The sequence below is a fragment of the Ruegeria sp. C9 genome, from assembly GCF_056537585.1.
The window spans coordinates 495,752-516,706 of the sequence record NZ_JBQFRU010000002.1 but is presented as its reverse complement, the minus strand read 5'-3'; the positions used below and the strand labels follow the sequence as shown (position 1 = coordinate 516,706).

Sequence of the window (20,955 nt, the reverse complement as noted above, 5' to 3'; positions counted from 1 at the left end):
AGACAAGAAATGACCCGCGCGCCACTTTTTACGGCGCAATCGGGCGGTGAGGCGGAAATGGCACGTTACGATTACTCGGGGCAGCATAGCCCCGAGCAGATGCATTACTCGAATCAATCGCATCCTGAAGATGCGTATGATTATTCTGACGAAAGCTATAGCTATGATGACGCCCCGCGCGCAGGCGCTGGGCTGGGCCGTATTGTCAACGTGCTTGGGGCGGTTGCGTCTTTGGCGCTGGTCGCCGGAGTCGGCGTTTGGGGCTACCAACTGATCATGCGCGACGTCAGCGGGGTACCGGTCGTGCGTGCCGCCGAAGGACCCATGCGCGTGCAGCCCGAAAATCCCGGCGGGACGCCTGCTGATCATCAGGGCCTAGCGGTGAATGCAGTTGCCGCTGTCGGGACTGCTGCACCGCCGGCAGATCGTCTGATCCTCGCACCGCGTCCCGTGTCTCTGACTGATGAAGACACGCCCATGACCGCGCTTGAGGCCACAAATGCAGTGCAAGTGATTGAGGAACCTGCCACTGATCAGGCGATCGTGAACGCTCTGGCCGAAGGGCTCGCCGCCGAACCTCTGCCCGAACAGGCGCCTGAGCAGGGCGTGCAATTGGCTTCCCTGGTCACGCCCGAAGACGAGCCCGCGATTGATCCGGCTGATTACGCAGCGCAACAGCCCGACCCTAAGATTGCTGCACTGCCTGGTGTGCGCCGGTCGCTGCGTCCGCATGTGCGTCCAGCCCGCGCTACGCCAAGTTCTATTTCGTCCAACAGCGCTACGGAAGCTGCGATCAATGCTGCAGTAAAGGCTGCTGTTGGTCTGGATGTTGATCCCGATACATTGACCAAAGGCACGCGACTTGCTCAGCTTGGGGCATACGAAAGCGCCGATGTGGCGCAGGCCGAATGGGCTCGTTTGAATGGCCGATTTGGAGAATATATGGATGGAAAACAGCGTGTTATACAGAAGACCTCAAGCGGAGGACGAACCTTCTATCGCCTGCGTGTCATGGGGTTTGATGATCTGAGCGACTCGCGCCAGTTTTGCGCGGCCCTAGTCGCGCAGGGTGCAGACTGTATCCCGGTCGCCGTCCGGTGAGATTTGGCGCGGTTATCACCGATGCCGAAGGGCTGCGCCTGACGCCGGATGAAAAAGCTTTGTTCAAAGAGATGAACCCGTTCGGGTTCATTCTGTTTGCCCGCAACATCGAATCCGCTGACCAGACCCGCGCCTTGTGCGAGGACTTCCGCGAGGCGGTTGGCCGAAATTGCCTAATCACAGTCGATCAGGAAGGTGGCCGCGTACAACGTCTGCGCGCACCTTTAGCCCGTGAATGGTTGCCCCCTTTGGATCATGTCGCGCATGCCGGAGATCAGGCCGAGCGCGCGATGTATCTGCGCTATCGTCTGATCGCGCATGAACTGCTGGGATTGGGCATCGACAGCAATTGTGCGCCGATGGTCGATCTGGCCCGCGAGGGTACTCATGCGTTCCTGAAGAACCGCTGCTATGGGTCTGATCCCGAAAAGGTTTCCGCGATTGGTCGAGCCGTTGCCAACGGACACTTTGATGGCGGAGTGTTGCCGGTAGTAAAGCACATGCCCGGCCACGGTCTGTCGACGCTCGACAGTCATCACGAGTTGCCGCATGTGGATCTTTCTCTAAGTGCACTGGAAGCAGCAGATTTTGCACCATTCCGCGCGCTGAACGACTTGCCGATGGGGATGACGGCGCATTTGGTTTATGACCAGATCGATCCACGGCCCGCAACGATTTCTGCTGGAATGATGACTTTGATTAGGGAGCGCATCGGTTTCGACGGTCTGATTATGACCGACGATATCACGATGAAAGCCCTGAACGGCGCGCCCGCCGACTTGGCCCGACAGGCACTGGACGCTGGATGCGATGTTACTTTGCACTGCAACGGGGCCTTTGAAGAGCGTGCTAAGGTGCTCGAAGCCGCTGGTGAGATGTCGGATGCGGCACAAGCCCGCGCAGATCGGGCGTTGGCTCGACGCCAGCCGCCACAGGAACTTGACATCCAAGCCGCCGAGGCGGAACTATCTGCCCTAATGGGCGGGCAGGTATATGCAGGATAACCTTTTCAGCGAAGACCCGGTCTCGGTTGCCGATCGGCTGGCCGCCGAGGCTTTGATTGTGGACGTCGACGGGTTTGAGGGTCCGCTCGATGTGCTTTTGACACTTTCGCGTACGCAAAAAGTGGACTTGCGCAAAATCTCGGTTCTGGCGTTGGCGCAACAGTATCTGACCTTTGTCGAAAAAGCGCGTCAGTTGAGGATCGAACTGGCCGCCGACTATCTGGTGATGGCGGCCTGGCTGGCCTTTCTGAAATCCCGCTTGCTGCTGCCTCCGGACCCGGATGATGAGGGTCCTTCGGGTGAAGAACTCGCCGCGCACCTCGCGTTCCAATTGGAACGCTTGCAGGCCATGCGCGATGCCGCGGCGCGCCTGATGGCGCGTGATCAATTGGGCCGCGATTTTTTCAAACGCGGGCAGGGTGAGGATGTTAGGCGTATCCGCACCGTGACCTATTCCGCCACATTGCTGGACTTGATGCAGGGCTATGCGCGTATCCGCACGCGCGACGAGTTCCGCCCCTTCGTCATGGACCGCGACGCCGTTTTCACCATGGAACAAGCGCTTGAGCGGATGCGGCCCCTGATAGGCTTTGCCGGTGCGTGGACGGATATGGAGACCTACCTGCCCGAAGGCTGGGATGCTGATCCGGTTCGGCGACGCTCTGCCACGGCTGCAACCTTCGCAGCCTCGCTTGAGCTGGTGAAAGAAGGACATATGGAGATCAAGCAAAGCGAGACATTTGCGCCGATCCATCTGCGTAAGAGGACTGAGACACGTGACTGACGCCAACGAAGAGACAGGCACACTGTTCGAAGCGCCGCCCTTGGCGGAACAGGAACGTATGGTCGAGGCCGTGCTGTTTGCCAGCGCCGAGCCGGTGACGATTGGTGATCTTGAAGCGCGGATGCCCCATGGCAGCAATGCCGCGCAAGCTGTTGAATCGCTTCAGAAACGGTACGAAGGGCGCGGGGTGCGTGTGGTGCGCGTTGGTGAGGCTTGGGCGATCCGCACAGCCCCCGATCTTGGCTTCCTGATGCAGAAGGAAACGGTTGAGACCCGCAAGCTTAGCCGGGCGGCCATCGAAACGCTGGCGATCGTGGCTTATCACCAGCCCTGCACGCGTGCGGAGATCGAGGAAATCCGGGGCGTGTCCGTTTCGCGCGGAACTATCGACCAGTTGCTCGAAATGGAATGGATCCGGCTGGGCCGCCGCCGCATGACACCGGGCCGTCCGGTGACATTCGTCGTAACGCCTGAGTTTCTGGATCATTTCGGGCTGGAAAACGCCCGTGACCTGCCGGGCCTGAAGGAGTTGCGCGCAGCCGGACTGTTGGAGAATCGCCCACCCCCTGGTGCTGTGCCGCTGGGCGAAGGAAAGGGTGATGACGAGGACGAAGATCAAACCGAGCTGTTCGAAGAAGAGTGATCGGACGGCCCTTTTATTGCCGCAGATCGCACCTATCCTAGGGTGCACATAACGGAGTTGAGCCAATGAATGCCAATCGGATCATCGATATGATCGTGCGCCGGGTGATGCGTCGCCTGGTGAACCACGGTGTGGACAAGGGTATTGATATGGCCAGCAACAAGGTGGGCCGCAAACCGGGTCAGTCTGATGTTGAGAATGGCCCCGAGGCGGATCGCCAGATGCGCGATGCGACCAAGCGCCAGAATCAAAGCGCAAAGCAGATGCGGCAGGTGTCGCGTCAGATGCGTCGGTTCATGAAGTTCTGAAACTCAGCCCACAGCTTTGAAATGCTTGGACAGTTTCAGGCCTTGACCCTGATAGTTCGAGGCAATCCCTGCACCATATAGCTGTGTCGGCATTTCGGCCATCTTCTCATAAACCAGGCGCCCGACGACTTGTCCGTGTTCCAACACAAATGGCGCTTCGTGGCAGCGCACTTCCAGCACCCCGCGTGATCCGGCACCGCCTGCTTCGGCATGTCCAAAGCCCGGGTCAAAGAATCCGGCGTAATGTACCCGGAACTCGCCGACCATAGCGAGATATGGGGCCATTTCAGCAGCATACATTGGCGGGATATGCACCGCTTCGCGGCTGACGAGAATGTAGAACGCGCCGGGGTCGAGGATGATGCGACCATCCTTGGTATGCACCTCTTCCCAGTATTCCTGCGGGTCGTATTCGCCGATCCGATCCAGATCGATCACCCCGGTATGGGGCTTGGCACGATAGCCGACCAGATCGGTATCGGGCAGTTGCAGATCGACCGAAAACCCCAACCCGTCCTGAATGACGGCTGGCCCATCAACCAACGGCGTTTGACCATGCAACGCGGTCAGCTCGGCGTCGCTGAGTACCGCCTGACCTTTGCGGAAACGGATCTGATTCAGACGCATTCCGGGGCGCACCAGAACCGAGAACGATCGCGGGCAGATCTCGGCATAAAGCGGACCTGTGTAGCCTGCGGGAACCCGATCAAACTCAGTTCCGCCATCAGTGATCGTGCGCGTGAGCAAGTCGAGCCGCCCGGTCGAGCTTTTGGCATTGGCCACCGCACTGATGTCATCGGGCAGGGCGAGCGATTCCATCAGCGGCACCAGATAGACACAGCCCTTTTCCAGAACAGCGCCTTCAGTGATGTCGATGCGGTGCATCTCAAACTCGGCCAGCCGGTCTGCGACAGAACGCCCTTCGCCCGCCAGAAAGGACGCGCGCACCCGGTAAGCCACTGTTCCCAAACGTAGATCAAGGCTCGCCGGCTGCACCTGTGCAGGGATGATGTCTGGGCTTGCGGCGATCTCACCGCGTGCAATCATCGCCTCAAGCTGTTGATTTGGGCAAACACCTGTCATCTCGATCCCCTCTGCTGCCAGAGCGGGATCTGGCCTATGTGCCATAAACGTCGGTGTGATTTGGTCGGGCTAGCAGGACTCGAACCTGCGACCTTCCGTCCCCCAGACGGACGCGCTACCAGGCTGCGCCATAGCCCGACGTTGAGGTGTTCATAAAGACTTTCCCGGCGGGGGCAAGAGGAAATCATCGCCTTTTTTGCTATCCCGCCGTGTGGTGTTCGACGCGATCCAGCCACCTGCGCAGGTCCTTGGCGATGGGTGCAATCTGGTGCAACAGCTCATCGTCATACTCGTCACGATTCCATGCCAGCGAGGCAATACCACCCATCAGCGGCGCTGCATCCAGCTCAGCCGGTATCGGTTTGGGTTCGGGGGTTGCGACGGGTCTCGGAGCCTCTGGGGCAGGGGAATGGGCGGGTTCGCCCAAATCCATGTCGATCTGGTTTGCGGATGGTTCCGGCGCTGAAGCGAACGGAACCACAGTATCGTCGATGCTGGGTGCGGGCGCGTTTTCATCCAAATTGGGCGAAAGCGATGCAACATGCGCAACGCCCTGTTCCCGAAGGATACGCTGAACACCTTTGATGGTAATCCCGTCCTCGTGCAGCAGTTTCTTGATACCGCCCAGCAGACGCATATCATTGGGGCGATAATATCGCCGCCCACCGGCGCGTTTGACGGGTTTGACTTGGGTAAACCGGCTTTCCCAGAAACGCAGCACATGAGCCTGAACTCCGAGCCAGTCCGCAACTTCACTTATGGTGCGAAAGGCATCGGGGGACTTACTCATAACCTGGATGTCCTGAACTTACTTGCGGTTCCCTGCGGCGACGCGATCCTTCATCAGGTGCGACGGACGGAATGTCAGTACACGACGGGGCTGGATCGGAACCTCTTCACCGGTTTTAGGGTTGCGACCGATACGGGCAGTTTTGTCCCGAACGCTGAAGGTGCCGAAGGACGAAATCTTGACCTGTTCGCCACGCACCAGCGCGTCAGACATGTGGTTCAGAACGCTTTCGACCAGCTGTGCGCTTTCATTGCGTGACAGGCCAACCTCACGAAAGACGGCCTCGCTCAGATCCATTCGGGTCAGTGTTTTGTCGCCCATGCTTTTTCCCCTGTTGATGTCTGAGCATATGGCTATGCAAAATTCGCTGTCAATATCAATGAATTGCAGGAGGCTCTGTAAGCCGGATTGTGCCGGTTACCAACGCAGTGCGACCGCACCCCAGGCCAGACCGCCACCAATCGCCTCTGTAACGATCAGATCGCCGGTTTTGATCTGGCCGTTTTGCTTGCCCACCGACAGGGCCAGAGGGATTGAGGCTGCCGATGTGTTGCCATGGTCCTGAACGGTGACGACGACGTTATCCATCGGCAGGCCCATCTTCTTGGCGGTGCCCTGAATAATGCGGATATTAGCCTGATGCGGCACGATCCAGTCGACATCATCGCTGGACAGACCTGCACGCTCCAGCGCGACTTCTGCGGTTCGGGCCAGTTTTTCGACCGCATGACGAAACACCTGATTGCCCTGCATCCGCAAGTGGCCGGTGGATTGGGTCGAAACCCCGCCATCAACAAAGAGAAGGTCTTTGTAGCGTCCGTCCGAATTCAAGTCGGTCGCAAGAATACCGCGATCATCCGAAGTGCCCTGACCCTCTTGCTCTTCCAGAACCAGTGCGCCCGCGCCGTCGCCAAACAGCACGCAGGTCGACCGGTCGGTCCAGTCCATGATTCGTGAAAAGGTCTCGGCGCCGATCACCAGTACGCGCTTGGCCTGACCGGACAGGATCAGGGCGTTGGCGTTGCTGAGCGCAAAGACAAACCCTGCGCAGACCGCCTGTACATCGAAGGCAAAACCTTTGGTCATGCCCAACCGGGCCTGTACCATGGTTGCCGCCGAAGGAAAGGTCAGATCAGCTGTGGAGGTTGCCAGTACAATCGCGTCGATATCATCCGCTGTCAGTCCGGCATCAGCCAGTGCGGCTTCGGCCGCTTTGGTGGCCAGATCGGATGTGGTTTCGTCCTCGGCCGCGAAGTGTCGCCGCTCGATCCCGGACCGGGTGCGAATCCATTCGTCCGTCGTATCCAGCGTTTTCTCGAACTCAGAGTTCGGTACAACGCGCCCTGGCAAATAATGCCCGACACCTACAACAACTGAGCGGCCTGCCATGCTGGGGTACTGCCTTTTTTGTTATTATTCCGATTGAGACACGGAATGGGCCGCATCTTGTGCAAGTGCGGCTGTTGATGCAACCCGTGCCGCCAATTTTTCGGAGAAACCGGATTCAGCCAATGTGAAAGCCAGTTTGACCGCTGCGGAAACGCCGGTTGCGTCCGCTCCGCCATGGGATTTCACCACGGTTCCATTAAGCCCGAGGAACACGCCTCCATTGACGCGGCGCGGGTCTATCCGCTTTTTCAGACGATTCAACGAGGTGATTGCCAGGATCGAGGCCAGCCGGGATAGGGGCGAGTATTTGAACGCCTCACGCAGCAAATCACCGATAAGGTTCGCGGTGCCTTCACCAGTTTTAATGGCGACATTGCCGGTAAACCCGTCAGTCACGATCACGTCAGCTTTGTCGCCGGGGATATCGCTGCCCTCGACAAAGCCCACGAACTCGAAATTCGCCTGATCGGCAAAGTCCGAGATCATCGCGTGGGCTTCTTTCAGTTCGGCGCGGCCCTTGTGTTCTTCGGTGCCGACATTCAGCAACCCGATCCGAGGGCGGCTGAGCGCCATACCGTTGCGCGCGTATGAAGCCCCCATCAGCGCGTATTGCAAAAGGTCCTTGGCATCGGCGCGCACATCTGCGCCGACGTCCAGCATCACGTTGAACCCATGCGGATTGCGCGAGGGCCACAGGATCGCGATGGCAGGGCGGTTCACGCCGGGCAGCTTGCGCAGCCGCAACATGGACATGGCCATCAGCGCGCCCGTATTGCCGCAGGACACCGCGCCGTGCGCTTCACCTGCACGCACCGCTTCCAGAGCGGACCACATCGACGTGCTCTTGCCGCTGCGGACAACCTGGCTTGGTTTGTCTTCCATCGTGACCACGTCCGGGCAATCACGAAAAACGACGCGCCCATCAAGGACACGCCGTTTGGCAACCAGCTTGCGTAGTTCCTGTTCCTGACCGTGCAGGATGAACCCGATCTTCGAGTTCTTGTCCGCAGATTTTGCAATGCCCGCCACAACGACGGCAGGGCCCGAATCTCCGCCCATAGCGTCAACCGAGATGATGATCCGTCCGGTCTGCGTGGGCTGATCCGTCATGCCTTGGCCTGCGTCCAATCAGGCTTAGGCCGCGTCTTCGTCCAGGTCGATTTCGTCGGCCTGAGCGACGACTTCACGATCGTCATAGTGGCCGCAAGATGCGCAAACGTGGTGTGGGCGCTTAAGCTCGCCGCAGTTCGGGCATTCGTTCGGGTTTGCAGCAACCAGAGCGTCGTGTGCGCGGCGGTTGTTGCGACGCGACTTGGAAACTTTGTTCTGTTGGACGGCCATGGTCTCAACCTTTGTCTGATATGGGCTGACAGAATCGCTGTCAGCCGGGTTACGTACTTTGTTTTCTCGTGGTTTGACGCGCGTTTAAGGGGCTTGCCCCGCAATGTCCAACCCAAATTCCAATGAGCGCGCGAAAATACTGCGATTCTCGTCATGTTCAAGCGGTTTTTCTGACGGCCTGCTATGACAGGAAATCCCTCGCCTGTCACTCGTCTTTTTTCATCGCATCCCGCAGCCCGGCCAAACCAGCGAAGGGTTTTACATCCTCATCTGTGAGGGCCTGTTTGCCCGGTTCGGTATAGTCTATCTGGCCCAGCTCAACTCCATCCTTCCGTGGGTATTGGGGCAGGGCCAGCGACAGCGCTTCAACCATGATCAGCGCAGGATCGATCTCGGGGCCAAGCGGTTCGGTCTCGTCATCCTCGGGGATTTCGAACTCGGGCTCTTCCGGATCGCTCCAATCGGCCACAAAGACGCGACTCACCGGGGTGTCGATGCGTGTGGTCACTGGTTCCAACGTCACGACACAAGGTTGGATCACCGTTGCGCCCAGCTTGCCAGAAAGCGTCCAATCCCGTTTGCCCTGCGCGCGCAATTCGCCCACAAAGCTGAGCTTGCGCAGGCCAAGCAGTCCGAGCTCTTGTTTTATGACCTCCAGCGCGTCGCCGGTCGGGCGCAACTCAAACGGGGTCGGAGCGTTTTGCGGCAGGTCTGCGACGCGTAAAGATGTCTGGTTGCTCATTCGTGAGGTTTTCCTGTGTTGAACCGGAGCCTTGGTTTCTGTAATCGGATAGGGTCCGCAAGGGGCCATGGCAAGAGGATGTGCATGTTGAAGGGTTTGAACAGGTTGAAACCAGCGTCGAAAACGCTTGTCTTTGCGGCCTGTCTGGCGGTCGCGGGTGCATGTTCACCAATCTTCAAGAATCACGGCTACGTGCCTCCGCCAGAGGATCTGGCCAAAATCAAGGTCGGCGTCGATACCCGCGATAGTGTTGAAGAAACCATCGGCGCGCCCAGCTCGGCGGGCGTGGTGCGGGATTCGGGCTATTACTATGTCGCCTCGCGCGTCCGTCATTATGGGCCCAAACGACCCGAGGTCGTTTCACGTGAACTGGTCGCGATCAGCTTTGATCAGCGCGGCGTCGTTCGCAATATCGAGCGGTTCGGCCTGGAAGACGGCTATGTCATCGTGCTGGATCGTCGCGTGACCGATTCCAACGTGGAAGACAAAGGCTTCCTGCGTCAGCTTCTGGGTAACATCGGCAACTTCAACCCGGCAAATATTCCTGGCGCAAACAACTAAAGCGACCAATTCTCTTGCAGTGGTCACAGGACAGTCACACATTCTGTAGTAAGGACCAGACAAATGTGACCGGTCAGCAACCGCAGGAGGATGCGACCATGGCGGTTTTGTTGGACAAGGGCCGATATCGCGCCCGCTTGGCGCAAACCGAGCAAGACGTGGCGGCGGCGCAGACGCTGAGGATGCTGACCTTTGCTACTGATGGTCAGGATTGTGATGCTTTTGATGCACGCTGCGCCCATGTTCTGGTCGAAGATCTGCAGGCCGGTGGGGCGTTGGTGTGCTGTTTCCGTATGCTGACAATGCAGGGCGGCTTCGAAGTCGGACTCAGCTACTCAGCACAGTTCTATGATCTGTCGGCGCTACGCGATTTTACCGGACCGATGGTTGAGATGGGCCGGTTCTGTATCCACCCGGACTACAATGATCCGGATATCTTGCGTGTCGCGTGGGGCGCAATGACGGCGTATGTCGATCAGAAGGGGATCGAAATGCTGTTTGGTTGTTCGTCATTCGCTGGAACCGAAACAGCCGAATATCTTGACGCTTTTGCGATGCTCAAACACCGGCATCTGGCACCAAGGCGTTGGTTGCCACGAGTCAAGGCGCCGGATGTGTTTCGCTTTGCGGCGCGCTTGCGCCGACGCCCTGATGTAAAACAGGCGATGCTTCGGATGCCGCCCTTGTTGCGCACCTATCTGATGATGGGGGGGTGGGTCAGCGATCATGCGGTAGTAGACAGGCACATGAACACCCTGCATGTGTTCACCGGCCTTGAAATCGGAGCAATTCCCCCAGCTCGTAAACGGTTGCTGCGCGCGGTGGCTGGGTGATTTGAGTATCTGGGAAAAGGTGAAGTTGGGGCGTTGACGCCTTGCTTTGGCCGGTTTAGCTGGCGGGTATGGCGAGAATTCCTTTATTGCAGATGTCCGGTATCTCTCTGACGTTCGGGGGTGATCCGGTGTTTTCCGATCTGGACCTTGTGGTTCAACCCGGTGATCGCGTGGCGCTGGTCGGGCGGAACGGGTCAGGCAAATCCACCTTGATGAAAGTGATGGCCGGGCTGGTCGAGGCCGATCAGGGTGAAATCGTCATCCCTCCGGGTAAATCAGTGGGTTACATGGAGCAGGATCCCGGAATGCAGGGATTCGCGACGCTTGGAGACTATGCCTCAAGCGGGTTGGAACCGGGCGAGCTGTATAAGGTCGAACGCGCGGGCGAAGGGCTGAAATTCGACCCTGAGCGTGCGGTCGAAACCGCTTCGGGTGGGGAAAGGCGACGCGCCGCCTTGGCCAAGCTGATGGCCGAAGCGCCGGACCTGATGTTGCTGGACGAACCGACGAACCACCTGGATATCGAGGCGATAGCGTGGTTGGAGCGTGAGTTGGGCTCGACCCGTGCAGCCTATGTTCTGATCTCGCATGATCGCGCATTCCTGCGTGCGTTGACCCGTGCGACGCTGTGGATCGATCGCGGAGTTGTGCGGCGGCAGGAACAGGGCTTTGCGGCCTTTGAAAGCTGGAGGGATAAGGTCTGGGAAGAGGAGGATCAGCAGCGCCACAAGCTGAACCGCTTGATCAAGTCCGAGGCGCGATGGGCCGTCGAGGGTATCAGCGCCCGCCGCAAGCGCAATCAGGGTCGTGTTCGGGCGCTACAAGCCTTGCGCGCCGAGCGTGCAGCGCAGATCAAACGTCAGGGATCGGCTGCCATGACGTTGGAATCCGGTCCGAAATCAGGCCGCAAGGTCATCGAGGCCACTGGCGTTTCAAAGTCATTTGACTCTCAGCAGATCGTGCGCAATTTCGATCTTCTGGTTCAGCGCGGCGACCGCGTGGCCTTTGTTGGGCCGAACGGTGTGGGCAAAACGACGTTGCTGAAAATGCTGCTGGGTCAGGTCGAACCGGACGAGGGTTCGGTGGTGCTGGGTACTAACCTTGAGATCGCCGTGTTCGATCAGGCGAGGGCACAGCTGGACCCGGAAATGAGCCTGTGGGACAGCTTGACCGGCGATCCCGAGATGCGGGTCTCGGGCAAGGCCGATCAGGTGATGGTGGGCGGCCAACCCAAGCATGTAGTGGGCTATCTCAAAGAGTTTCTGTTCGATGACGCGCAGGCAAGAGCGGCTGTTAAGTCCTTGTCCGGTGGGGAAAAAGCCCGGTTGCTGTTGGCGAAACTGATGGCAAAATCCTCGAACCTTCTGGTACTGGACGAACCGACGAACGACTTGGATGTCGAAACGCTGGATCTGCTGCAGGAACTTCTGGACGACTACGATGGAACGGTCTTGCTGGTCAGTCACGACCGAGATTTTCTGGATCGGGTCGCCACCACAACCATCGCGATGGAGGGCAATGGGCGCGCAACGGTCTATGCCGGTGGTTGGTCCGATTATATCGCTCAGCGAGGTGATGTGGTTGCGAAAAAGGAAGAAAAAGCAAGGCCTTCAAAGCCGAAAGTGAAGCAAGAGGCGAAGCAGAAGGCGGGGCTTTCATTTTCGGAGAAACACCGACTTGAGAAGCTACCAGCAGAGATCGCGCGCCTTGAAGCCGAGATCGCCAAGCTCGAAGATCTGATGTCTGATCCTGAGCTGTTCACACGCGAACCGATCAAGTTCCAGAAGGCAACCGATGCCCTGGTCGAACGGCAGGTAAAACTGTCAGCGGCTGAGGAAGAGTGGCTGATGCTGGAAGAGAAGGCCGACGCCGGTTGAGTCCGAGTTGTACAACCTCAATCGACTAGATTGTCTGAGTTGTACAAACCTATGCACCGGTTTGCGCGTGCTCAAATGGGGCGGGCGGGGTTACCGACAACAGTTGCTCCGGCGGGGACGTCCTTCGTGACGACACTGCCCGCGCCGACGATGGCGCGGTCTCCGATAGTGACGCCGGGCATGATGATCGCGCCGCCGCCGATCCAGACGTTTTCGCCGATTGTCACCGGGTGGTCGATTTCCAGACCCTGTGCGCGCAGGGCTGGGTCTTTGGCGTGTTGGGCGCAATAGATCTGCACCGTGGGGCCGAGCATCGAGTCACTGCCGATGCGAACTGGCGCGGTGTCGAGAATGACACAGCCCGCATTCAGATACACCCGGTCGCCCAGCGTTAGGTTCATCCCATAGGCGCAGTGAAACGGGGCCTCGAAATAGCAATCCTGCCCGATCCCCGCAAAGAGCGCCGCCAATTCGGGAGCTATAGCCCCTCGGTCATCGGGCGGGCAGGTGTTGTGGGCATGGACCGCGCGGCGTGCTTTCATGCGAAGCACTTCCAGTTCGGGGTCGAGGCAGCAATACCACTCGCCTGCCGCCATTTTCTGCCGCTCGGTCATGAAACCCGTCTTAGCGCATCCGCAGGGCACCGTCGATCCGGATGACCTCTCCGTTCAGGTAGCCCATCTCGACGATGAACCCGGCCAGACGACCGTATTCGCGCGGGTCGCCGAGGCGAGCAGGGTTGGGGACGTCCGCCGCAAGCTGTTGCTGCACCTCTTCAGGCAGGCCGGCCAGCATCGGGGTCATGAAGATGCCCGGTGCGATGGCCATCACACGGATACCAGTCGAGGCCAGATCGCGCGCCATGGGTAGCGTCATGCCGACCACGCCGCCTTTCGAGGCTGCATAGGCCGCCTGACCTTTTTGCCCGTCAAAGGCGGCGATGGAGGCCGTGTTGATAATCACGCCGCGTGCGCCATCCGGTTCAGGATCATTCTTTGCCATCTCTGCGGCAGCAAGACGTGAGACGTTGAAGGAGCCGACCAGATTGATGTCGATGGTACGCTGGAACGCCTCCAGAGGGTGGGGGCCGTCTTTGCCCACAGTCTTAGCTCCAATCGCGATTCCGGCGCAGTTCACTGCGGCGGTGATGCGACCCATCTTGTCCATCGCATGTGCAATCGCTGAAGCGACCGAGGCCTCATCCGTCACATCGGTTTGTGCGAAATGTCCGCCGATTTCAGCCGCGACTTGCAGGCCACGCTCGGCGTCGCGGTCAAGGATGGTGACCTGCGCGCCGTTCTCGGCAAAGTGACGGGCTGTGGCTTCACCCAGGCCGGAGGCTCCGCCGGTGATCACCGCAGCTGTGGTTGAGAGTTGCATGGCGGGTTCCTTCCTGATCTGAACACTTGTTCAGATAATCCCAACCATGGCCCTCTGTCCAGTCACAGCTTTGATCAATCAAGCCTGCTGCGCTGCTGCATGGGCGTGACACCAAAGGCAGCCCTGTACACGCGCGAGAAGTGGCCGGCGCTTTCGAAGCCACAGGCAAAGGCGACCTCGGTCACCGAAGATTCGGTCTGCAACAGCAGATTGCGGGCGCGGTCCAGCCGCAATTCCATGAAGTATTTCTTAGGCGAGGTGTTCAGGAATTTCCCAAACAGGCGCTCCAGTTGCCGGGTTGAGATGCCGATGTTGCTGGCGATGACCGAGGGGGACAACGGGCTTTGGATATTGTCGGTCATGATGTGGATTGCCTTAGCCAGATGCGCGTTCCGCATCCCGTTGCGCGATTGCAGCGAAACGCGCTGATCGGCGGTGGCGTTGCGCACGGCGTTATAGACCATTTGATCGGCCACTGCGACTGATAGATCGTGACCGTGGTCGCGTTCAATCAGGTGCAGCATCAAATCGGCGGTTGCGGTGCCGCCCGAGGCGGTCATGTGTTTTTCGTCGGCGACAAAGACGCTGCGGACGAGGTTGATCTCGGGGAAGGCCTCCATGAAAGCATCATGGTATTCCCAATGGATCGCCGCCTGCATCCCATCCAAAAATCCGGCCTCGGCCAGCAGCCATGCACCCGAACACAAGGCGCTGATATTGGTGCCCCGTGCCCGCTCTCGGCGCAGGGTTGCGAGCAGCGGGCGCGAGACGTGATTGCGCATGTTTATTCCTGACAGAACAAACAGTTGGTCACATTTTGGGATAGATCCCAATCCGCCATGCACCAAAGTGACCGATCCGTTTGAGCAGACCGCATGCTCTGCGTGTTCGGACAGGAAGGACCATCGATAAAGATCTTCCTCGGCCAGCAAATTTGCGATCCGCAATGGCTCGACCGCGCAGGAGAAGGCGAGATGCGAGAATTCCTCGACCAGTATGAAGGCGTAGTGCTGTGTTTGGCTCATCGATAGGACCGGAATCAGGGCGTTCTGACAGTTTTCTGCATGCTGCACGAAAACTAACTGTATACAACATGTATTTTTATACGATACCAGAGGGCAAGTTATCGATTCGCAGGATCGTGATGAAGGGGATCGGATGAGGGACGAAGGGAAATCACCGAAAGAGGCGTTGGCCGAGCATCTGAAGATGTCGGTTCTGACCCTGCGTTTGCGTCCCGGAGAGGATCTGGACGAGGCCCAGTTGTCGCAGGCCTTTGGCCTGTCGCGCACACCGTTGCGCGAAGTGTTCCGGCAGTTGGCCGGTGAGGGGTATTTGGACCTGCGCACCCATCGCGGGGCGCGGGTGTCTGAGATGTCTCATACCACGCTGCGCGATTTCTTTCTGGTTGCGCCGATGGTCTATGGCGCGGTGCTGCGGCTGGCCGCCGCCAATGCGACGACGGCACAGATTAACCAGTTGAAAGAAGCGCAAGAGACGTTTCGGCAGGCCTTGCGTTCGGGCTCGGCTGAGGATCGGACATTGGCCAACACGCGGTTTCACGAGGTGACCGGTGAGATGGCAGGGAATGTCTATTTATCCCCATCGTTCAATCGGTTGCTTATCGACCATGCGCGGATCGGGATGACATTTTATCGCCCGCAGACCGCACAGATGACCGAGAACCTATCGCAAGCCAGCCATCAGCACGACGCCATCATCGCCGCCATCGAGGCGGGCGATGAGGCGGCTGCTGCGCAGCTTGCCGACGACCACTGGACCCTGTCACGCGATCAGATCGAGCTGTTCGTGATGCCTGAGGGGTTGGATTTTCCGCTGGGGCAGGTCCCCGGCAAGACATCTGCATGAGGGACACATGACTCCGATCTTCAGATTTGAGGGTATCTACACGCCGGTGGTGACACCATACGCGGTGGATGGCAGCGTGAACTGGGACGCGCTGGCCGAGGTGATCGACTATCTGGTTGAACAGGGCGTACACGGCTTGATCTCGGGTGGATCGACCGGTGAGAACTACGCCCAGACCGTCGATGAACGGCTGCAACTGGCGCGGTTTACGCATGAACAGCTTAAGGGGCGGGTGCCTCTGGTTGTGGGAACCGGGGCGATGCTGACCGGCGATTCCATTGCGTTGGCTTCTGGCGCGCGCGAACTGGGCGCGGATGCGATCTTGTTGGCCAGCCCCCCGTATTCGGTGCCGACAGACCGTGAGAATGCGCTGAACGCTCTGGCGATCGATAAGGCGGCTGATCTGCCGGTGATGCTGTACAACTATCCGCACCGGACCGGCACGATGATGGGGGAAGAGTTCCTGGATCGTGTGGGGCGCAGCCGGAATTTCTGTGGCATCAAGGAAAGTTCGGGCGATATCAACCGGGTGCATCTGCTGGCGCGGGACTACCCGCATATCCAACTTGGTTGTGGCATGGATGATCAGGCGCTGGAGTTCTTCGCCTGGGGAGCGCCGTTCTGGGTCTGTGGTGGGTCGAACTTTCTGCCTGCCGAACACGTGGCGCTGTATCAGGCTTGTGTGATCGAGGGCAACTTTGCCAAGGGCCGTCGCATCATGAGCGCGCTGATGCCGCTGATGCGGGTGCTGGAGCAGGGCGGCAAATTCATCCAGACGATCAAGCATGGCGTCACCATGAACGGGATCGATGCAGGCGTGGTGAGGCCGCCTCTGAAAGGTTTGAACAAAGATGACAAACGCGCGCTGGAACAGGTGACGCGCGTTCTGAAACGCAAAATCGCAGATATTTTGGCGGAGGGTTAAGGCATGGGCTTGTTGACGAAAGACGAATACGAATCCATCGCTGCGCATCTGGATCTGCCGACGGGCGCTTTCATCGATGGCGGCTACCGCCCGGCGACCTCAGGGCAGGTGTTCGAGACTATCAATCCAGCCACCGGGGCTGTGCTGACCAGCATTGCTGCCTGCGGATCGGAGGATGTGGATTTTGCGGTCGAAAAGGCGCGAGAAGCCTTTGACGACGGGCGTTGGTCAAAGATGCACCCCTCGGATCGCAAGGACATTCTGATCCGCTTGTGCAAGCTGCTTACCCGCAACGCGCGGGAACTGGCGGTGATGGAGAGCATCGACAGCGGCAAGACGATCTTTGATTGCGAAACTGTTGATGTTCCCGAGACGATCCACTGCCTGAAATGGCATGCCGAGGCGATCGACAAGATCTATGATCAGGTCAGCCCGGCCAGTGATGACCACATCGCCATGGTCGTGCGTGAGCCCATTGGCGTGGTTGGGCTGGTCCTGCCGTGGAACTTCCCCTTGCTGATGCTGGCGTGGAAGATCGGGCCGGCGCTGGCGGCGGGGTGTTCAGTGGTGCTGAAGCCGGCGGCCGAGACTTCTCTGACCGCTTTAAAGGTGGCGGAGCTGGCGTCTGAGGCCGGATTGCCGCGCGGTGTGCTGAACGTGGTACCAGGTGGTGGCACCGAGGTGGGCGAACCCATCGGGCGGCATATGGATATCGACATGGTGTCCTTCACTGGCTCGACCGTGACGGGCAAGAAGTTCCTGAACTATTCCGCTGAAAGCAATGCCAAGGAGGTGGTGCTTGAGATGGGCGGCAAGAACCCGGCCATCGTGATGGAGGATGCGGAAAATCTGGACCGCGTGGCGGCGCATGTCGTCAATGGTGCGTTCTGGAACATGGGCGAGAATTGCTCGGCCTCGTCGCGGTTGATTGTGCATAAGGACGTGAAGGCAGAGTTGTTGGAACGGATCGCGCATCATGCGAAGCAATGGAATGTCGGCGAACCGCTGGACCCGGAAACTCGTATGGGCGCGCTTGTTAGTGAAGGGCATTATTCCAAGGTTTGCGGATATCTGGACAAGGCCGAAAACGTGCTGATTGGCGGAAAGGCCGAGAATGGATTCATCGAGGCCACGGTGGTCGAAGTGCCCGGAAACGATGCCACGCTGGCGCGCGAGGAGATCTTTGGCCCGGTTTTGTCGGTGATCGAAGTTTCGGGCTTTGACGAGGCGATCAGCATTGCCAATGACACCGAGTATGGGCTGTGCGCCTCGATCTTCACGGCCAACGCCAAACGCGCGATCCGTGGCGCGCGGGCGATCCGGGCGGGTACCGTCACGATCAACAGCTTTGGTGAAGGGGATATCACCACACCCTTTGGTGGCTACAAGCAGTCTGGGTTTGGTGGCCGGGACAACTCGGTTCACGCCCATGATCAGTATACCCAGCTGAAAACCATCTGGATTGATCTGGCCGATGACGAAGATGAGGCGGTAGATTGACGATCTACACCGCCAAACGTTTGCCCCGGCAAACCGGCGTGGCAGGATGGAATGCCATCCTGCCTCTGCAGCAAGACCTGCCTCGGCTTGAGCAAGACCAGACCGCAGATGTGACCATCATCGGCGGTGGTTTTGCCGGGCTGTCCGCAGCGCTGAGGCTGCATCAGCTTGATCCGGCGCTGAAGGTTGTGGTGCTTGAGGCTGGGCGCTTTGCGGAAGGCTCTGCCGGGCGCAACTCGGGGTTCATGATCGATCTGCCTCATGACTTGGCCTCGGACAATTACGCCAGCGATGGGCTGGACGCAGATCGGACCACAATCGCGCTGAATCGCCAGGCGATTTCCTTTGCGACCCGGGTAGCCGCTGAGTGCGACCTGTCGCCGGAGATGTTCGACCCGTGCGGCAAGATCAACGCTGCTGCGACCGCAGCGGGTGATCGGCACAACGCAGACTACGCAGTGCATCTGGCGCGATTGGGAGAGCCCCACGAGCTTTATGATGCACAGCAGATGCAGGCGCTGACAGGCAGCCCGCATTACACATCTGGTCTGTTTGCGCCCGGGACGGTGATGATCCAGCCTGCAGCCTATGTGCGGGCTCTCTCAACGCATCTGGCTGGGCGGATCGGTGTTTATGAAAACTCTGCCGTGACCGGGTTTCGCAAACAAGGCGGTGGCTGGGTGGTCGAGACCGAACAGGCGCGGGTTTCGACGGGGCGGATCGTGATGGCAACGAATGGTCATCTGGAAAGCTTTGGATTTTACCAGCGGCGTCTGATGCACATCTGCCTCTACGCGTCGATAACGGAACCACTGACGCCAGATCAGTTCGCCACGCTGGGCGGACAGCCACGCTGGTCAGTAACGCCAGCGGATCCGATGGGCACTTCGGTCCGGCGGGTTTCGGGCAGTTATGGGGATCGCATTCTGATCCGGACCTGTTCAAGCTTTCATCCTGAAATCCACAGCGGCGACAGCCATTTGAAACGGGCAGGCGCGGTGCACGATCGTAAGTTTCAGGAGCGATTTCCCAACTTGCCGAATGTACAGATGCAGCACCGTTGGGCTGGGATGCTGTGTCTTAGCCGCAATGGCTCGGCCGCGTTCGGCGAGATCGAGCAGGGTGTATATGCCGCCTGCTGTCAAAACGGATTGGGTATAGCGCGAGGAACACTGCAGGGAATGGGCGTGGCAGAGCTTGTGCAGGGGAAAGACTCCCAGATTGCAGATCATTTTCTGGCGCAACCGATGCCACCGCGTTTACCACCCGAGCCCTTCGCATCGGTTGGGGCCAATGCGTATCTGCGCTGGAAAGAGTGGCGATCAGGGGCGGAATAGCTTGCAGGCTGGTCAGGGCAGGCTGAGCTTTGCCATCCGTCCGCCATCGATCGTGTAAATTTGACCGGTGACAAAACCCGCTTCCTCGGCTGCCAAGAACGCGACCAGTGCGGCGACTTCTTTCGGGTCGCCGGTGCGGCCTACGGGATGAATGCGGGCGATATCCCGGCGGAATGCGCCGGGGTTGTTCATGCTCTCGATGAAATCGATGTTGAGGTCTGTGTCGATCCAGCCCGGTGCCACCGCATTGCAGCGAATGCCTTCTGCTCCGTGATCCACGGCAACCGCGCGGGTCAGCCCATGCAGCCCGGCCTTAGAGGCGCAGTAGGCGGCGTGGCCGGGGTTGCTGCCCAACCCCTCGACCGAGCCGATATTGACGATGCTGCCCTTGGTTTTGCGCAGATGTGGCAGTGCAGCCTGGATCAGCAGGAACGGGGCGGTCAGGTTGACCATGAGGTTGCGTTGCCAATCTTCAAGCGGCATGTCGTTGACGGAGGCCTCCTGCATCATGCCTGCATTGTTGATCAGTACGTCCAGCTGGCCCGCGCTGTCCACAACCTGCTTGATGATCTGCGCCGGGCTTTCCGGGTTGGCAAAATCCGCCGGGATAGAGGGGAACTCATCATCTTTACCGCGCTGCGCAGTGTAGACATTAGCCCCTTCTTCGCGCAGCCGCCGGGCGATGGCTTGTCCGATGCCACTGCGGCCACCGGTCACGAGCGCTGTTTTTCCTGCAAATCTTTTCATTGCACCGGCTTGCCCCCATTCACTTCGACCAGAGCACCACACATGTAGCGCGCCGAATCCGAGGCGAGAAAAAGGATCACTTCGGCTATATCTTCGGGTTCGGCGATACGCCCTAAAGGCACCGACTTCCCAAGCTCGGCAATCGCCGTATCAGGATCGAACCCACGTTTGGCAAAGCCCGAACGCAGCATCGGTGTGTTCACCTCGTTCGGGCAAACGGCGTTGACGCGGATGCCCTGATGGGCGTGATCGTGCCCCATGCATTGGGTGAGGCTGGCAATGGCCGCTTTGGTCATGCAGTACACCGCATGATCCGGGCCAGGTCGAAGGCCCCAGCACGAGGCAGTGTTCACAATAGCACCGCCACCCGCCGCCGCCATGATTGGAATCGCAGCGCGGCAGATACGGAAAGGGGCCTCAACATTCACTCCGACGGACAGGGCCCAATCCTCATCGGATGTTTCAGTCACCGGGCCGCGGGTGATCACGCCTGCATTGTTGATCACGATATCAAGACCATCCAGCGCCTGATGCGCGGCCAAGGCCAGCCCGTCGCAATAGTCGGGATCGCGCAGATCGCCGGGCAGATGCGCCTCGGCTTCAAGGCTGCCCACATCGCGGTCAGCAACAGCCACACGCGCGCCTTCGGCCCGCAGCTGGCTGACGATGGCGGCCCCGATCCCGCCCGACGCCCCTGTGACGAGTGCGGTTTTTTCAGCGAACCTCATTCGTGTACCTCCC

Annotated in this window: 24 protein-coding genes and 1 tRNA gene; 12 read left to right on the top strand and 13 right to left on the bottom strand. The window is 59.2% G+C overall.

Annotated elements, in window-relative coordinates; all coding sequences use genetic code 11:
* Window positions 1-9: 9 nt before the first annotated feature.
* The 5 genes from ACR0NE_RS06760 to ACR0NE_RS06740 all read left to right on the top strand — a co-directional run bounded on the left by ACR0NE_RS06760 (window position 10) and on the right by ACR0NE_RS06740 (window position 3,840).
* Complete coding sequence (locus ACR0NE_RS06760) at window positions 10-1,101, top strand: SPOR domain-containing protein (protein ID WP_480459303.1); 1,092 nt, start codon at window positions 10-12, stop codon at window positions 1,099-1,101.
* Entirely contained in the window at window positions 1,098-2,105 is a 1,008-nt protein-coding gene (nagZ, locus tag ACR0NE_RS06755; RefSeq protein ID WP_170396666.1) for a beta-N-acetylhexosaminidase, read from the top strand. The genes ACR0NE_RS06760 and nagZ overlap by 4 nt, the downstream gene beginning before the upstream one ends.
* A complete protein-coding gene (locus tag ACR0NE_RS06750) occupies window positions 2,095-2,889 on the top strand; it encodes a segregation and condensation protein A (protein WP_170422116.1) in 795 nt (264 codons plus the stop codon). Before nagZ ends, ACR0NE_RS06750 begins: the two co-directional genes overlap by 11 nt.
* Window positions 2,882-3,532: an SMC-Scp complex subunit ScpB gene (gene scpB, locus ACR0NE_RS06745; RefSeq protein WP_170422113.1), complete on the top strand. Its 651-nt coding sequence runs from the start codon at window positions 2,882-2,884 to the stop codon at window positions 3,530-3,532. Before ACR0NE_RS06750 ends, scpB begins: the two co-directional genes overlap by 8 nt.
* A gap of 65 nt (window positions 3,533-3,597) precedes the next feature.
* Window positions 3,598-3,840: a hypothetical protein gene (locus ACR0NE_RS06740; protein WP_170595337.1), complete on the top strand. Its 243-nt coding sequence runs from the start codon at window positions 3,598-3,600 to the stop codon at window positions 3,838-3,840.
* Window positions 3,841-3,843: 3 nt separating this feature from the next.
* Here ACR0NE_RS06740 and ACR0NE_RS06735 read toward each other — a convergent pair whose 3' ends face one another.
* From ACR0NE_RS06735 to ACR0NE_RS06700, 8 genes are all read right to left on the bottom strand, one after another.
* Window positions 3,844-4,923, bottom strand: a complete 1,080-nt coding sequence (locus ACR0NE_RS06735; RefSeq protein ID WP_170396675.1) for a 2'-deoxycytidine 5'-triphosphate deaminase — start codon at window positions 4,921-4,923, stop codon at window positions 3,844-3,846.
* 61 nt (window positions 4,924-4,984) lie between these two features.
* Window positions 4,985-5,061, bottom strand: a tRNA-Pro gene (locus ACR0NE_RS06730).
* 61 nt (window positions 5,062-5,122) lie between these two features.
* Window positions 5,123-5,713, bottom strand: coding sequence for a MerR family transcriptional regulator (locus tag ACR0NE_RS06725; RefSeq protein ID WP_170509407.1), 591 nt, complete (start codon window positions 5,711-5,713; stop codon window positions 5,123-5,125).
* 18 nt (window positions 5,714-5,731) lie between these two features.
* Window positions 5,732-6,034: an integration host factor subunit alpha gene (ihfA, locus tag ACR0NE_RS06720; RefSeq protein ID WP_008755922.1), complete on the bottom strand. Its 303-nt coding sequence runs from the start codon at window positions 6,032-6,034 to the stop codon at window positions 5,732-5,734.
* Between the two features lie 96 nt (window positions 6,035-6,130).
* Window positions 6,131-7,102 carry a beta-ketoacyl-ACP synthase III gene (locus ACR0NE_RS06715; protein WP_170595340.1) on the bottom strand — a complete coding sequence of 324 codons (972 nt, stop codon included), beginning with the start codon at window positions 7,100-7,102 and terminating at the stop codon, window positions 6,131-6,133.
* Between the two features lie 24 nt (window positions 7,103-7,126).
* On the bottom strand, window positions 7,127-8,212 hold the full coding sequence (gene plsX / locus ACR0NE_RS06710) for a phosphate acyltransferase PlsX (protein ID WP_170595343.1): 1,086 nt from the start codon (window positions 8,210-8,212) through the stop codon (window positions 7,127-7,129).
* Window positions 8,213-8,236: 24 nt separating this feature from the next.
* Window positions 8,237-8,443, bottom strand: a complete 207-nt coding sequence (gene rpmF, locus ACR0NE_RS06705; protein WP_008756996.1) for a 50S ribosomal protein L32 — start codon at window positions 8,441-8,443, stop codon at window positions 8,237-8,239.
* A gap of 205 nt (window positions 8,444-8,648) precedes the next feature.
* The gene (locus ACR0NE_RS06700; protein WP_170595346.1) at window positions 8,649-9,185 is read right to left on the bottom strand and encodes a DUF177 domain-containing protein; all 537 of its coding nucleotides are present in this window, start codon (window positions 9,183-9,185) and stop codon (window positions 8,649-8,651) included.
* Between the two features lie 84 nt (window positions 9,186-9,269).
* On the opposite strand from ACR0NE_RS06700, the gene ACR0NE_RS06695 reads away from it, so the two are divergent.
* The 3 genes from ACR0NE_RS06695 (at window position 9,270) to ACR0NE_RS06685 (ending at window position 12,456) form a co-directional block, all read left to right on the top strand.
* Entirely contained in the window at window positions 9,270-9,746 is a 477-nt protein-coding gene (locus ACR0NE_RS06695) for an outer membrane protein assembly factor BamE (RefSeq protein ID WP_170396685.1), read from the top strand.
* A gap of 98 nt (window positions 9,747-9,844) precedes the next feature.
* On the top strand, window positions 9,845-10,579 hold the full coding sequence (locus tag ACR0NE_RS06690) for a GNAT family N-acyltransferase (RefSeq protein ID WP_170596092.1): 735 nt from the start codon (window positions 9,845-9,847) through the stop codon (window positions 10,577-10,579).
* Window positions 10,580-10,647: 68 nt separating this feature from the next.
* Window positions 10,648-12,456, top strand: a complete 1,809-nt coding sequence (locus ACR0NE_RS06685) for an ABC-F family ATP-binding cassette domain-containing protein (RefSeq protein WP_480459308.1) — start codon at window positions 10,648-10,650, stop codon at window positions 12,454-12,456.
* A 71-nt stretch (window positions 12,457-12,527) separates the two neighbouring features.
* On the opposite strand, the gene ACR0NE_RS06680 is transcribed toward ACR0NE_RS06685, so the two are convergent.
* From ACR0NE_RS06680 to ACR0NE_RS06670, 3 genes are all read right to left on the bottom strand, one after another.
* A complete protein-coding gene (locus tag ACR0NE_RS06680) occupies window positions 12,528-13,070 on the bottom strand; it encodes a sugar O-acetyltransferase (protein WP_170595352.1) in 543 nt (180 codons plus the stop codon).
* A gap of 10 nt (window positions 13,071-13,080) precedes the next feature.
* Window positions 13,081-13,836, bottom strand: a complete 756-nt coding sequence (locus tag ACR0NE_RS06675) for a 3-hydroxyacyl-CoA dehydrogenase (RefSeq protein WP_170595355.1) — start codon at window positions 13,834-13,836, stop codon at window positions 13,081-13,083.
* A 74-nt stretch (window positions 13,837-13,910) separates the two neighbouring features.
* On the bottom strand, window positions 13,911-14,861 hold the full coding sequence (locus ACR0NE_RS06670) for a GlxA family transcriptional regulator (protein ID WP_170567036.1): 951 nt from the start codon (window positions 14,859-14,861) through the stop codon (window positions 13,911-13,913).
* 133 nt (window positions 14,862-14,994) lie between these two features.
* Between ACR0NE_RS06670 and ACR0NE_RS06665 the strand changes: the two genes are divergently transcribed.
* The 4 genes from ACR0NE_RS06665 to ACR0NE_RS06650 are packed head-to-tail and all read left to right on the top strand — an operon-like array spanning window position 14,995 to window position 19,467.
* Entirely contained in the window at window positions 14,995-15,705 is a 711-nt protein-coding gene (locus ACR0NE_RS06665; RefSeq protein ID WP_170595358.1) for a GntR family transcriptional regulator, read from the top strand.
* Window positions 15,706-15,712: 7 nt separating this feature from the next.
* Entirely contained in the window at window positions 15,713-16,630 is a 918-nt protein-coding gene (locus tag ACR0NE_RS06660) for a dihydrodipicolinate synthase family protein (protein ID WP_170595361.1), read from the top strand.
* Between the two features lie 3 nt (window positions 16,631-16,633).
* Window positions 16,634-18,130 (top strand): aldehyde dehydrogenase, encoded by a 1,497-nt coding sequence (locus tag ACR0NE_RS06655; RefSeq protein WP_170595364.1) that lies wholly within the window; start codon window positions 16,634-16,636, stop codon window positions 18,128-18,130.
* Entirely contained in the window at window positions 18,127-19,467 is a 1,341-nt protein-coding gene (locus ACR0NE_RS06650; protein ID WP_170595367.1) for an NAD(P)/FAD-dependent oxidoreductase, read from the top strand. Before ACR0NE_RS06655 ends, ACR0NE_RS06650 begins: the two co-directional genes overlap by 4 nt.
* A gap of 12 nt (window positions 19,468-19,479) precedes the next feature.
* Here the strand turns inward: ACR0NE_RS06650 and ACR0NE_RS06645 are convergent, their stop codons facing one another.
* On the bottom strand, window positions 19,480-20,214 hold the full coding sequence (locus ACR0NE_RS06645; protein ID WP_170396703.1) for an SDR family oxidoreductase: 735 nt from the start codon (window positions 20,212-20,214) through the stop codon (window positions 19,480-19,482).
* Window positions 20,211-20,942, bottom strand: coding sequence for an SDR family oxidoreductase (locus ACR0NE_RS06640; protein ID WP_170595370.1), 732 nt, complete (start codon window positions 20,940-20,942; stop codon window positions 20,211-20,213). The genes ACR0NE_RS06645 and ACR0NE_RS06640 overlap by 4 nt, the downstream gene beginning before the upstream one ends.
* Window positions 20,943-20,955: the final 13 nt, after the last annotated feature.